This is a genomic window from Pseudomonas sp. R11-23-07 (genome assembly GCF_003852295.1).
GTDB lineage: Bacteria > Pseudomonadota > Gammaproteobacteria > Pseudomonadales > Pseudomonadaceae > Aquipseudomonas.
In genome coordinates this window covers 324,979-337,799 of the sequence record NZ_CP027761.1, presented here as the reverse complement: position 1 = coordinate 337,799, position 12,821 = coordinate 324,979, and the positions used below count along the sequence as shown (strand labels likewise).

Here is a 12,821-nt window from a genome sequence, read left to right as displayed (position 1 = left end):
TTTGCTTCAATTCTTCTCCGACTAAGCTAATTCGAAAATGTTATTTATTTTCGGATTCTTAGATCATTTAGTCTCCTCACACGCCGACCCCCGGCCGCCTGATCGAGGAGCTTCCCTTTGAAACTGTTGACCCCCCTGCGCTTGCTGGCGGCGTTGTCCCTGGCCGGTGCCAGTCTGTTTGCCCAGGCGGCGGATGTGACCGTCGCGTACCAGACCACCGTCGACCCGGCGAAAGTTGCCCAGGCCGATGGCGCCTATGAAAAAGCCACCAATGCCAAAATCGACTGGCGCAAATTCGACAATGGCGCCGATATCATCGCCGCCATCGCCTCGGGCGACGTGCAGATCGGTTACCTCGGTTCCAGCCCGTTGACCGCCGCAATCACGCGCAACGTACCGGTGCAGACCTTTCTCGTCGCCACCCAGATCGGCGGCGCCGAAGCCCTGGTGGCGCGCGATGGTTCGGGGATCAACAGCCCGCAGGACCTGATCGGTAAAAAGATCGCCGTGCCGTTCGTGTCCACCGGTCACTACAGCCTGTTGGCCGCGCTGAAGCACTGGAACATCGACCCCTCGAAAGTAACCATCCTCAATCTCGCACCACCGGCCATCATCGCCGCCTGGAAGCGCGGTGATATCGACGCCACCTATGTGTGGGACCCGGCCCTGGGCGTAGCCAAGGAAAACGGCAAGGTGTTGATCACCTCCGGCGAGCTGGCCAAGTTCGGTGCACCGACCTTCGATGCCTGGATCGTGCGTAAGGATTTTGCCGAGAAGCATCCGGAAATCGTCACCGCCTTCGCCAAAGTCACCCTGGATGCCTACGCGGCGTACCGCAAAGACCCACAAGCCTGGCTCGCCGACAAAGGCAACGTCGACAAACTGGTGAAGCTCTCCGGTGCCAAGGCCAGCGACATTCCGTTGCTGCTGCAAGGCAACGTCTACCCGCTGGCCGCTGACCAGGTCACCCTGCTGGGCGCGCCGACCACCAAGGCCGTCACCGACACTGCGGCGTTCCTCAAGGAACAGGGCAAGGTCGATGCCGTGCTCCCAGACTACGCCCCTTACATCAGCGCCAAATTCATCACTAACTGAGGAGTTCATCGCGATGGCCTTGCTACAGCTGGAGCGCATCAGCGCACAGTACCCAGGCGCCCCGGAACCGGTACTGGCGGATATTTCACTCGAGCTTGGGCCCCAGCAATTGCTGGTTGCCCTCGGCCCGTCCGGCAGTGGCAAGACTTCGCTGTTGAACCTGATTGCCGGCTTTGTCGAGCCCTCGGCCGGGCGCATCACCCTCGATGGCGTGCCGGTCAAGGGGCCCAGCGCCGAGCGCGGCGTGGTGTTCCAGGACGATGCCCTGCTGCCCTGGCAGGACGTACTGGCCAACGTCGCCTTCGGCCTGGAACTGGCCGGCGTGCCCAAGGCGCAACGTGAAGTGCGCGCCCGGGAAATGCTCGCGCTGGTTGACCTGGGCGGTTTCGACAGCCGCCGCATCTGGCAACTCTCTGGCGGCCAGAAGCAACGCGTCGGCCTTGCCCGCGCCTTGGCGGCCGACCCTCGTGTATTGCTGATGGACGAGCCCTTCGGCGCCCTCGATGCCTTTACCCGCGAACAGATGCAGGAACTGCTGCTGCAAGTCTGGCGACGCACGGCCAAGCCGGTATTCCTGATCACCCATGACATCGAAGAAGCGGTGTTCCTCGCCACCGACTTGATTCTGCTGGCCCCCAACCCCGGCCAGATCGTCGAGCGCCTGCACCTGGACTTCGGCCAACGCTACGCGGCGGGCGAATCGGCACGGGCGATCAAGTCCGACCCGCGCTTTATCGAAACCCGCGAACACGTGCTGGGCAAAGTGTTCTCGCAACGGCAGGTGTGCGCATGAGCAGCTACGAACTCGCTGCCACGGCGGCCAAGCCGGTGACACACGCCGTCATTCCCGTACGCCGCCGCCTGAGCACGCGCTGGATCAGCCTGTTGACCCTGTTGGCCTTGCTGGCTATCTGGTGGGCCGTGACCGCCACCGGTTTGATCGAGCCGCTGTTCCTGCCGCCGCCGTCTGCGGTGTTGCAAAAAGGCTGGCTTCTGGCGACCACGGGGTATATGGATTCCACCTTGTGGCAGCACCTGGGCGCGAGCCTCAGCCGTATCGGCCTGGGTTTGGGCTTTGCGGTGCTGACGGCCGTGCCGGTGGGCATTGCCATCGGCGCCAACCGTATTGCCCGCGGCATTCTCGATCCGCTGATCGAGTTTTACCGGCCGATCCCGCCGCTGGCCTATCTGCCGTTGATCGTGATCTGGTGCGGCATCGGCGAGCTGTCCAAGGTGCTGCTGATTTACCTGGCGATCTTTGCGCCGATTGCCATCGCCACCGCGACCGGCGTACGCACGGTCGACCCGGCCAAGTTGCGCGCCGCACAGTCGCTGGGCGCGACCCGGGCCCAGTTGATTCGGCATGTGATCCTGCCCAGCGCCCTGCCCGACATCCTCACCGGCGTGCGCATCGGCCTGGGTGTGGGGTGGTCGACCCTGGTCGCCGCCGAGCTGATCGCCGCCACCAGCGGCCTGGGCTTCATGGTGCAGTCGGCGGCACAGTTTCTGGTCACTGACGTCGTGGTCCTGGGCATCCTGGTGATCGCGCTGATCGCCTTCGCCATGGAAATGGGCCTGCGCGCCCTGCAGCGTAAATTGGTGCCGTGGCATGGCCAGGCACACGAGTGATGATGAATAAATGAGCAGCCTGACCGTTACCCCACTAAGCATCGCGCTCGGCGCCCAGATCAGTGGCGTCGATATCACCCAGACACTGAGCACCGAACAGCGCGACGCCATCGAGCACGCCCTGCTTAAGCATTCGGTGCTGTTCTTCCGGGACCAGCCGATCACCCCACAGCAACAGGCACGGTTCGCGGCGAATTTCGGCGACCTGCACATCCACCCGATCTACCCCAACGTGCCGGAACAGCCCGAAGTGTTGATCCTCGACACGGCCGTCACCGATGTGCGCGACAACGCCGTATGGCACACCGACGTGACCTTCCTGCCCACGCCAGCCCTGGGCGCGGTGCTCAGCGCCAAACTGCTGCCGGCGTTCGGTGGCGATACCTTGTGGGCCAGTGGGATTGCGGCTTATGAAGCGCTGTCCGAGCCATTCAAAGCATTGCTCGATGGGCTGACTGCCACCCACGACTTCACCCAGTCTTTCCCACTGGAGCGCTTTGGCAACACCGCCGACGACCGAGCCCGTTGGGAAGAAGCCCGCCGAAAAAACCCGCCCCTGTCGCACCCGGTGATCCGCACGCACCCGGTGAGCGGGCGTAAATCGCTGTTCGTCAGCGAAGGCTTCACCACCCGGATCAATGAACTGGAATCGGCCGAAAGCGCGGCGGTTCTCAAACTATTGTTCGCCCATGCCACACGCCCGGAATTCACCATCCGCTGGCGCTGGCAGGAAAATGACGTGGCGTTCTGGGACAACCGCGTGACCCAGCATTACGCGGTGGATGACTACCGGCCGCAGCGGCGGGTGATGCATCGGGCAACCATCCTGGGCGATGTGCCGTTCTAAATGTGGGAGGGGGCTTGCTCCCGATAGCGGTGGGTCAGTCACTGTATCTATTGACTGGTCCACTGCCATCGGGAGCAAGCCCCCTCCCACATTTTTAACCCAGCTGTGTCAGGTTATTCAGCTGTCGATGGTTTTTCCCACAAGTTGATCCCGCCTTCCAGGGCAAACCGATCAATCTCCGCCAGTTCCTCCGCACTGAAGCTCAGGTTCTTCAACGCCCCAACGTTCTCGATGATCTGCTCCGGCCGGCTGGCACCGATCAGCGCGCTGGTCACCCGTGGATCACGCAGGGTCCAGGCCAGCGCCATTTGCGCCAGGCTCTGGCCGCGACGCTGGGCGATTTCGTTGAGGGCGCGGACATGGGCGATATTGGCGTCGGACAGGTGCTTGGCCTGCAGCGAGCCACCCCCCGGTCGATTCACCCGGGCATCGGCCGGCACGCCATTGAGGTATTTATCGGTGAGCAAACCCTGGGCCAACGGTGTGAACGCAATCACCCCGGCGCCGAGCTCTTCGGTGGTGTCGAGCAGGTCTTTTTCCACCCAGCGGTTGAGCAGGTTGTAGGCCGGCTGGTGAATCAACAGCGGCACTTTCCACTCGTTGAGCAGCGCTGCCATCTCACGGGTTTTTACGCCGGAGTAGGACGAGATACCGATGTACAACGCCTTGCCCTGCTGCACGGCGGTGGCCAGCGCACTAGCGGTTTCTTCCAGCGGCGTGTCGGCGTCGAAACGGTGCGAATAGAAAATATCCACATAGTCGACGCCCAGGCGTTGCAGGCTCTGGTCCAGGCTCGCCAGCACGTATTTACGCGAACCGCCGCCCTGGCCATAGGGGCCGGGCCACATGTCCCAACCGGCCTTGCTGGAGATGATCAGCTCGTCGCGGTAGTGCTTGAAGTCTTCGCGCAGCAACCGGCCGAAGTTGATCTCGGCGCTGCCGTAGGGCGGGCCGTAGTTATTGGCCAGGTCGAAGTGGTTGATGCCTAAGTCGAACGCGGTGCGCAGCAGGGCGCGCTGGGTGGCGATCGGGGTGCTGTCGCCAAAGTTGTGCCACAACCCCAGGGACAGTGCCGGCAGCACCAACCCACTGCGGCCTACGCGGCGATAAGGGATAGATTCATAGCGGTTTTCGGCAGCAATGTACGTCATCGAATCCTCTCTGGGCTTGGGGCAGATAAGGCCTGGGAATAAGGTTATTCCCAGGCCTTATCTGCCTGCTGAATCGCTTAAGTCTGCCTCTGTCTTTTACAGCAATTTTCCGCCAGGGTGGAATTGGATACTCCACGACACTGTCACGCTCCACTCGCCGGTCATGCCCTGCGCGGTACGCATGTCATCGCCTTGAGCGGATGAAGTCAGCGGGCATTTTCGAAAATTTCAGCGAGCCAGTCGACGAATACGCGCACCCTCGGCGAGAGATGTCGATTGTGCGGGTAAAGCACGGAAACCGGCATCGACGGCGGCGGCGTTTCTTTTAGAATTTCACGCATTACCCCCTGCTCGATCAGCTCGGCCATGCGGTAATGCGGGCACTGGATAATGCCCAACCCAGCCACCGCACTGGCAGAGTAAATTTCCGCGCCAAACACCGACAGCGCACTCTCGATAGCGACTTCCCGCAGCGCGCCTTCGACCATGAATTCGAACGGAAACAACTTGGCCGTGGTGCGCGAAACGTAGTTCACCGCGCGATGCCGACTCAGGTCAGCCAGGCTCTCAGGCTCGCCGTAGGTGCGCAGGTAGGCGGGGCTGGCGCAGGTGACTTGGCGCAAGGTCGCCACCCGCCGGCCGATCAGCGCGGAGTCGCCCAAGCTGCCTGCGCGCAGCACGCAATCCACCCCTTCGCTGATCAGGTCGACAAAGCGATCCGCCTCGCTGATGGACAGCTCGATCTGCGGGTAACGCGCCATGAATTGCGGCAACGCCGGTATCACAAAGTACTTGGCCAGGGTGCCGTGCAGATCCACTCGCAAACGGCCCTTGGGCGCCACGCTGCGAAAAGCCAGTTCAGCCTCTTCGAGTTCGGCGAGCAGGTGCACGCACCGCTGGTAATAGGCCTCGCCATCCAGGGTCGGACGCACGCGTCGAGTGCTGCGCTCCAGCAGGCGCGTGCCCAGCCAGGCTTCGAATTGATTGAGGGTGTGGGTCAACGTCGCACGCGGCAGATTCAGGTCGTCGGCCGCCAGCGTGAAGCTTGAGCGTTCGTAGATGCGTACGAACACCTTCATCGCTTTGACCTGATCCATTTTGCGTCTCCATTGTTGGCGATAATTGAACAGTCAAGGCAACTTTGGCGCATTTATCCGCTTGGGTAAACATGTGAATCTGCTTCCACACCCCCAACTTCAAGGAAACCGAATCATGAAAACTCAAGTCGCAATCATCACCGGCGCTTCCCGCGGTATCGGCGCGGTAGTCGCCAGGCAACTGGCCGCCGAGGGTTACGCCGTGGCCATCAACTACGCCAGCAGCGCGACCGAGGCATCCAGGCTGGTCGTGGAACTGCGCCAGGCAGGGTACCAAGCCATAGCGATTCAAGGCGACGTGGCCAAGCCTGCCGACATCAAGCGGCTGTTCGATGAAACCGAGGCGCAACTGGGCAAGGTGGATGTATTGGTCAACAACGCCGGCATTCTCAAGGCAATGCCCCTGGCCCAGCACAGCGATGAGCTCTACAACCAGAATTTCGATATCCACACCCGGGGCACCTTCAACGCCCTGCGTGAAGCCGCCACACGCCTGAATGACGGCGGGCGAATCGTCAATTTTTCCAGCAGCACCGTCGGCCTTAACTTCCCCGGTTACGCGGTGTACATCGCCAGCAAGGCGGCGGTGGAATCCTTGACCCAGGTATTTGCCAAGGAAATGCGCGGGCGTGGCATCACCGTCAACGCCGTCGCCCCTGGCCCGGTCGCCACCGAGTTGTTCCTGCACGGCAAGAGCGAAGAACAGATCCAGGGCCTGGCCAAGATGGCGCCGTTGGAGCGCCTCGGCCAACCGGAAGATATCGCCCGCACGGTGGCTTTCCTGGTTAGCCCGGCCGCCAGCTGGGTCAACGGGCAAATCCTGCGCGCCAATGGCGGCCTTGTTTAATTCGCTGATCCTATCGGAGGAGTTGCATTCATGAACCACGCAAACAGCGCTGCCCAACCTCGCAGTCAATCGAAATGGGCGTTTACCCTGGCCACTGCTATCGCGGCCGTCATGGCGGCCGTGGCTGCGGGTACCAGCGGAATGTTGACCTTGCCGGTCTGGGCGATGTTCGTCGGATGGGTGGCATTTTTCAGCCGCGGGCTGACCCTGCGCCACGGCTTGGCCAACCTCGGATGTGTATGGATGGGCATTGCCTTCGGTCTGTTGGCGGCCCTGGGCATCGGGGCCTTGAACCCCGCACTCGGTGCGTGGGCACTGCCGACGGTGGTGTTTATCGTGGCAATGGTCGTGGTATCGCTGCGCGCCGTGCCGGTGATGAACAACATCCTGAGCTATTTCCTCGGCCTGATCGCGTACTTCGCCTCGCATCTGGAGCCATCGCTGGAAAGCGTCGCTGAGTTGGGCGGCGCCAGCAGCCTCGGTGCCTTCGCCGGCTGGCTCTCACACGCCGTGCAGCAACGCCTTGCACGCCACGCCTGAATCTCCATTTTTAAAGGTCAATGCCATGAAATCCATCATCCTGATTACCGGTGCGTCCAGCGGTTTCGGCGCCCTTACCGCTCGCGCCCTGGCCGATGCCGGCCACACCGTTTACGCCAGCATGCGTGAAACCCTGGGGCGCAACGCGCCGCAGGTGGCTGAGGTAGAGCGTTACGCCGCCGAACACAGCGTGGACTTGCGCAGTGTCGAGCTGGACGTGGCATCCAGTGACTCCGTAGAGGCAGGCGTCGCCAGGATCGTCGCGGACTGTGGCCGCCTGGATGTGATCATCCACAACGCCGGGCATATGTCATTCGGCCCGGCAGAAGCTTTCAGTCCTGAACAGTTCGCCCAGCTGTACGACATTAACGTGTTGAGCACCCAGCGGGTCAACCGCGCCGCACTGCCGTACCTGCGCAAACAAGGCAAAGGCCTGGTGCTGTGGGTGTCGTCCAGCAGCGCACGTGGCGGCACCCCGCCGTTTCTTGCGCCGTACTTCGCGGCCAAGGCGGCGATGGATTCCCTGGCGGTTTCCTATGCCAGTGAACTGAGTCGGTGGGGGGTTGAAACGTCGATCATCGTGCCGGGTGCTTTCACCAAGGGCACCAACCACTTTGTGCACTCCGGCAAACCCGCTGACCAAGCCCGTGCGAGCGAGTACGAAGACGGCCCCTACGCCGGCGTGGCGGATACCGCCCTGCAAGGCCTGGCGGCGCTGGAACCGGCGGATGCCGATGTGCGCGAGGTGGCACGGGCGATTGTCGAGGTTGTCGGCCTGCCCTTTGGCACGCGCCCGTTTCGTCGGCATATCGACCCTTCCGAAGACGGCTGTGAAGTGGTCAACGGCGTGGCAGACCGAGTGCGCGCAGAGATGTTTCGTCGTATCGGCCTGCAGGACCTGCTGAAACCGGCTGCACATTGAAAAATGGCTGGCGGGTCGATCTCTGCAGGAGCGAGCTGGTTCGCGAGAAAAACGCCAGGACAACGCGGGCATCCAGCATGCCCGCATTACCGTTAACGTCCCTCGCCAGCCAGTTCGCTTCTGCTAGCGCACCAGGTGCAGGAACTGCAGGTGCCGCTCGTACTGGTCGAGGATGTCGTTGATGATCTGCTCCTTGGTGTAGCCCACCAGGTCGTAGTCCTGGCTGCCCTCACGCAAGTGCACTTCCGCCCGATAATAGCGGCGATTGTTGAGCTGTTTGGACCCCATGCCGCCGCGCGCAAACGAGGGCGTGAAATAGCCGCGCATCTGCACCTGGTAAACAAACGGATGCTCTTCGCCGTGGCCGATTTCCAGGCTGACGCTGTCGTTGGACGGGTCAGGCTGGGTGACGACGTTGAGGCCTTTTTCGACAAACACCGCCGTCACTTCTTCAATCGCCGGACGTACCGTGGTCTCAAGGAAGCGGTACACCTCATCCCGCGACGGGAAATGCACGGCCTGGCTCAAACGCTGGCGCCAACCGCCCGTGCCCTTGCGTGAGCCCGACACCGGCGCCAGCGAATGCAACTGCGCGATCTGCTTTTGCGATTCGAGGTAGAACGCCTTGTGCAGCCCCCACATCATCAGCAACAGGATCAGCGAGAACGGCAGCGAAGTCAGCACCACCGCTGACTTCAACGAATCGATACTGCCGGCAAACAGCAAGGCGCTGGTGACCAGGGCGGTCATCGCGCCCCAGAACACGCGCAGCCATTTCGGTCCGTCTTCATCGGCGTTGCCGCCCTTGGACGACAGGGTCGACAGCACCACGGTGCCGGAATCCGCCGAGGTCACGAAGAACACAAAGCTGATGAACACCGTGACCGCAATCACGGTTTTACTCCACGGGTAGGTTTCCAGCAGCAGGTACAGGCTCATCGACGGTTCATCGATGGCGGACTGGCCCAACGCGGTCATGCCATGGTTGAGCACCTGGTCGATGGCGCTGTTGCCGAAGATCGACATCCACGCCAGGGTGAAACCCAGCGGGATCAGCAGCACGCCGAACACGAATTCACGGATGGTGCGGCCACGGGATATGCGTGCGATGAACAGGCCCACGAACGGCGACCATGCGATCCACCACGCCCAGTAGAACACCGTCCAGCCACCCAGCCAGTCGCTGGGTTTGTCGTACGCGTACACATCGAAACTCTTGGTCGGCAAGGCCCCCAGGTAGTCCCCGATGTTCTGGATCAAGGTGTTGAGCAAATGCTGGGTGGGCCCGGCAAACAACACAAACAGCAGCAGCGCGCAGGCCAGCAGCATGTTGATATCGGACATCACCCGCACACCCTTGTCGACGCCGGCCACGGCGACGATGATCGCCGCGCCCATCATCAAGGTGATCAAGCCCACCTGGATCCACTGCGTATGGGCAATACCGAACAGGTAATCCAGGCCGGAATTGAGGTGCAGCACGCCAAAGCCCATGTCGGCACCCAGGCCGAACACCGTGGCGATGATGCCGAAGCCATCCACCGCATAACCGATCGGGCCATTGATGCGCTTGCCAATCAACGGGTACAGCGCCGAACGCAGCGCAAGCGGCAGGTTATGCCGGTAGGCGAAGTACGCCAGAGCCATACCGACAAACGCGAACACGCCCCAGCCGTGCAGGCCCCAGTGCAGGAACAGGATCTGCATGGCCTGGCGCGCCGCGTCGGCATTCAGCGCCTCGCCCTGGGGCGGTTGCACCAGGTGGGTCAACGGCTCGGACACGCAAAAGAAGAACAGCGTGATGCTGATCCCGGCGGCGAACAGCATGCCGGCCCAGGACAGGTAACTGAATTCGGGCTCGTCGTGGTCGGCACCGAGTTTTATCTTGCCGTAGCCCGATAACGCGGTGACCACCACGAAGACCAGATACAGGGTCATCGCCAGCATGTAGTACCAGCCGACCGTATTGGCCGCCCAGTTTTGCGCCGCCAGCAGCCAGGCACCGGCCTGTTGCGGGATAGCGATGACAGTGATGCCGAACAGCAGAATAGCCGTGGCGGCAAAGTAGAAGACGGGCGCATTCATGCGCACCTGACCGCTGGACGGGGTAGATGATGCACTCATGAACCATGCACCCCCGAGGTGTGAAATGTGGCTGTCAATAACGGACTCAGCAAAGGTAAGCCTCCTGTTGTGAGCGGGCAGCGAACCACCGGTTTAACTTGAACGAACGTTCAAGTTAAACATGGATAGGCGGTTTGGGACTAATTTCGGGGCCGAGTGGTAGGTGATTCCTACACTAGCTTAGGGATTGGTATGACGCGTGAGGTGCGGAATTCGTTCAGCAATGACGGGATGATTTTGGAATGCAGTCAAACATGTGGGAGGGGGCTTGCTCCCGATAGCAGTGGGTCAGCCAGCACATGTATGGCTGGTCCACCGCTATCGGGAGCAAGCCCCCTCCCACAGGGGATTTGCGCAGGTTCGTTACTTTTGCGCGCCATCATCATGCTGCAAATTCGCCTGGGTAATATTCGCCCCGGCCGGCACGCTGCGGGTCAGCCACACATTACCGCCGATGGTCGAACCCTGGCCGATGGTAATCCGCCCCAGAATCGTAGCGCCGGCGTAGATCACCACATCGTCCTCCACAATAGGGTGGCGCGGATGGCCTTTCTGCAATTGCCCATCTTCATCCGCGGGGAAGCGCTTGGCGCCCAATGTCACCGCCTGGTAGATGCGCACCCGCTCGCCGATGATCGCCGTCTCGCCAATCACCACGCCGGTCCCGTGGTCGATGAAGAAACTCGGGCCGATCTGCGCGCCGGGATGGATATCGATACCGGTGGCCGAATGAGCGATTTCCGCGCTGATCCGCGCCAGCAGGGGCAAACCGGCGCGGTACAGATGATGGGCCAGGCGATGGTGGATCACCGCCAGGATGCCGGGGTAGCACAGCAGCACCTCATCCACGCTCCGCGCGGCCGGGTCTCCGTGGTAGGCGGCCAGTACGTCGGTGTCCAGCAGGCTGCGCAACGCCGGCAAGGCCAGGGCGAAATCCTGGATCAGGCGAATGGCCTGGGCGTCGACCTCACGGTCATCCTGGCCGCCCTGGCGCGCGGCGTAGCGCAACTCCAGGCGGGCCTGGGCGAGCAAGGCGTTAAGGGCGACGTCGAGGGTATGCCCGACGTAGAAGTCTTCACTTTCTTCGCGCAGGTCCACCGGGCCCAGGCGCATCGGGAACAGTGCGCCGCACAAGGCTTCGAGAATCTGCGCCACCGCTTGGCGAGACGGTAATTCGCGGCCTCCATGTTCGCCACTCAAGCGGCCATTGCGCGTTCGCCACTGGTCCCGGGCGCTGCGCAGTTGGCTGACGATGGTCTGTAGTTGCCAATGGCTGGAACGCTCACTCACGGTATTCACTCCTGACGAAATGGCCCTCACTTTACGGTATGGCCCTGGCAGCGCTTAAGAACCAATGGTGCGAGGCTAAGAACCATCTGACATAAGCGATTGGCGGTTGCCCGATGAAAAGTGCCTGCCTATAGTCGCCCCATCACTCAGCCACCGTGCATAGCCATGATCAAACAACAGCTCGACCGCTTTAACCGTCTGGAACTGTTGGGCGGCGCCACCGCCCTGGAAAAACTCGAGCGGCTGTCGGCCTGGCTGGGCAGGGATATCTACGTCAAGCGCGACGACACCACCCCACTGGCCATGGGTGGCAATAAATTGCGCAAACTTGAATACCTCGCCGCTGACGCCATCGCCCAAGGCGCCGATACCCTGGTCACCGCCGGCGCTATCCAGTCCAACCATGTGCGCCAGACCGCCGCGCTGGCCGCCAGGCTCGGCCTGGGCTGCGTCGCCTTGCTGGAAAACCCCACCGGCACCGAAGACCCCAACTACCTGGGCAACGGCAACCGCCTGTTGCTGGAGCTGTTCGACGCCAAGGTGGAGCGGGTAGAAAACCTCGACAATGCCGACGACCAACTCAACGCCCTCGCCGACCGCCTGCGCAGCAACGGCAAGAAGCCCTACCTGGTGCCTATCGGCGGCTCGAACGCCCTCGGCGCGTTGGGGTATGTGCGCGCGGGCCTGGAGCTGGCGGCGCAGATCGAAGACAGCGGCCTCGACTTTGCGGCGGTGGTACTGGCCTCCGGCAGCGCAGGCACCCACAGCGGCCTGGCACTGGCGTTGAGCGAAGCACTGCCGAACCTGCCGGTGATCGGCGTCACCGTGTCGCGCACCGACGAAGCCCAACGTCCAAAAGTGCAAGGCCTGGCCGAGCGTACGGCCGAACTGCTCGGCATGGAGGTGCCGGAAGCCTTCAAGGTGATCCTGTGGGACGAATACTTCGGCCCGCGTTATGGCGAGCCGAATGCGGGTACGTTGTCGGCGATCAAACTTCTGGCCAGCCAGGAAGGTCTGTTGCTTGATCCGGTCTACACGGGCAAGGCCATGGCCGGCCTGCTGGACGGTATCGGGCGCCAGCGGTTCGCAGACGGGCCGATCATTTTCCTGCATACCGGCGGAGCGCCGGCGTTGTTTGCGTACGATTCGGTGTTCAACTGACTGAACACGGACCGAAATGTGGGAGGGGGCTTGCTCCCGATAGCGGTGGGTCAGATACAGATAAAGGGACTGTTACACCGCCATCGGGAGCAAGCCCCCTCCCACACTTGACCTCATT

At 62.1% G+C, this 12,821-nt stretch carries 12 protein-coding genes; 8 read left to right on the top strand and 4 right to left on the bottom strand.

Going from position 1 to position 12,821, the window contains the following annotated elements:
- Positions 1–117 precede the first annotated feature (117 nt).
- Genes tauA through tauD form a run of 4 tightly spaced genes read left to right on the top strand, consistent with a single transcriptional unit; the run spans position 118 to position 3,571 of the window.
- A complete protein-coding gene (tauA, locus tag C4J84_RS01370) occupies positions 118–1,095 on the top strand; it encodes a taurine ABC transporter substrate-binding protein (RefSeq protein WP_124408813.1) in 978 nt (325 codons plus the stop codon).
- Positions 1,096–1,108: 13 nt separating this feature from the next.
- Positions 1,109–1,888, top strand: coding sequence for a taurine ABC transporter ATP-binding subunit (tauB, locus tag C4J84_RS01365; RefSeq protein WP_124360790.1), 780 nt, complete (start codon positions 1,109–1,111; stop codon positions 1,886–1,888).
- Complete coding sequence (gene tauC, locus C4J84_RS01360) at positions 1,885–2,724, top strand: taurine ABC transporter permease TauC (protein ID WP_124434801.1); 840 nt, start codon at positions 1,885–1,887, stop codon at positions 2,722–2,724. The genes tauB and tauC overlap by 4 nt, the downstream gene beginning before the upstream one ends.
- 10 nt (positions 2,725–2,734) lie before the next feature.
- Positions 2,735–3,571, top strand: coding sequence for a taurine dioxygenase (gene tauD / locus C4J84_RS01355; RefSeq protein WP_124434800.1), 837 nt, complete (start codon positions 2,735–2,737; stop codon positions 3,569–3,571).
- A gap of 113 nt (positions 3,572–3,684) precedes the next feature.
- Here the strand turns inward: tauD and mgrA are convergent, their stop codons facing one another.
- Positions 3,685–4,722, bottom strand: a complete 1,038-nt coding sequence (gene mgrA / locus C4J84_RS01350; RefSeq protein WP_124413537.1) for an L-glyceraldehyde 3-phosphate reductase — start codon at positions 4,720–4,722, stop codon at positions 3,685–3,687.
- 206 nt (positions 4,723–4,928) lie between these two features.
- Positions 4,929–5,819 carry a LysR family transcriptional regulator gene (locus tag C4J84_RS01345; RefSeq protein ID WP_124434799.1) on the bottom strand — a complete coding sequence of 297 codons (891 nt, stop codon included), beginning with the start codon at positions 5,817–5,819 and terminating at the stop codon, positions 4,929–4,931.
- A gap of 115 nt (positions 5,820–5,934) precedes the next feature.
- Here C4J84_RS01345 and C4J84_RS01340 point away from each other — a divergent pair, with 115 nt between their 5' ends.
- From C4J84_RS01340 to C4J84_RS01330, 3 genes are read left to right on the top strand one after another with little or no spacing between them, the layout of a single operon-like run.
- Complete coding sequence (locus tag C4J84_RS01340) at positions 5,935–6,666, top strand: SDR family oxidoreductase (RefSeq protein WP_124369203.1); 732 nt, start codon at positions 5,935–5,937, stop codon at positions 6,664–6,666.
- 30 nt (positions 6,667–6,696) lie between these two features.
- Positions 6,697–7,206 carry a DUF1097 domain-containing protein gene (locus tag C4J84_RS01335; RefSeq protein ID WP_218567536.1) on the top strand — a complete coding sequence of 170 codons (510 nt, stop codon included), beginning with the start codon at positions 6,697–6,699 and terminating at the stop codon, positions 7,204–7,206.
- A 25-nt stretch (positions 7,207–7,231) separates the two neighbouring features.
- Positions 7,232–8,128, top strand: coding sequence for an SDR family oxidoreductase (locus tag C4J84_RS01330; RefSeq protein WP_124369202.1), 897 nt, complete (start codon positions 7,232–7,234; stop codon positions 8,126–8,128).
- 123 nt (positions 8,129–8,251) lie between these two features.
- On the opposite strand, the gene betT is transcribed toward C4J84_RS01330, so the two are convergent.
- Entirely contained in the window at positions 8,252–10,213 is a 1,962-nt protein-coding gene (gene betT, locus C4J84_RS01325) for a choline transporter BetT (RefSeq protein ID WP_164487677.1), read from the bottom strand.
- 402 nt (positions 10,214–10,615) lie between these two features.
- Positions 10,616–11,542, bottom strand: coding sequence for a serine O-acetyltransferase EpsC (gene epsC, locus C4J84_RS01320; protein ID WP_124360785.1), 927 nt, complete (start codon positions 11,540–11,542; stop codon positions 10,616–10,618).
- A gap of 165 nt (positions 11,543–11,707) precedes the next feature.
- On the opposite strand from epsC, the gene C4J84_RS01315 reads away from it, so the two are divergent.
- The gene (locus tag C4J84_RS01315; RefSeq protein WP_124434798.1) at positions 11,708–12,703 is read left to right on the top strand and encodes a D-cysteine desulfhydrase; all 996 of its coding nucleotides are present in this window, start codon (positions 11,708–11,710) and stop codon (positions 12,701–12,703) included.
- Positions 12,704–12,821: the final 118 nt, after the last annotated feature.

Excerpts from the sequence above, each read along its gene's own strand:
- betT (WP_164487677.1), bottom strand. The coding sequence starts at position 10,213 with ATGAATGCGCCCGTCTTCTACTTTGCCGCCACGGCTATTCTGCTGTTC.
- tauC (WP_124434801.1), top strand. The coding sequence starts at position 1,885 with ATGAGCAGCTACGAACTCGCTGCCACGGCGGCCAAGCCGGTGACACAC.
- C4J84_RS01335 (WP_218567536.1), top strand. The coding sequence starts at position 6,697 with ATGAACCACGCAAACAGCGCTGCCCAACCTCGCAGTCAATCGAAATGG.
- tauD (WP_124434800.1), top strand. The coding sequence starts at position 2,735 with ATGAGCAGCCTGACCGTTACCCCACTAAGCATCGCGCTCGGCGCCCAG.
- C4J84_RS01345 (WP_124434799.1), bottom strand. The coding sequence starts at position 5,819 with ATGGATCAGGTCAAAGCGATGAAGGTGTTCGTACGCATCTACGAACGC.
- C4J84_RS01340 (WP_124369203.1), top strand. The coding sequence starts at position 5,935 with ATGAAAACTCAAGTCGCAATCATCACCGGCGCTTCCCGCGGTATCGGC.
- tauB (WP_124360790.1), top strand. The coding sequence starts at position 1,109 with ATGGCCTTGCTACAGCTGGAGCGCATCAGCGCACAGTACCCAGGCGCC.
- C4J84_RS01330 (WP_124369202.1), top strand. The coding sequence starts at position 7,232 with ATGAAATCCATCATCCTGATTACCGGTGCGTCCAGCGGTTTCGGCGCC.
- mgrA (WP_124413537.1), bottom strand. The coding sequence starts at position 4,722 with ATGACGTACATTGCTGCCGAAAACCGCTATGAATCTATCCCTTATCGC.
- C4J84_RS01315 (WP_124434798.1), top strand. The coding sequence starts at position 11,708 with ATGATCAAACAACAGCTCGACCGCTTTAACCGTCTGGAACTGTTGGGC.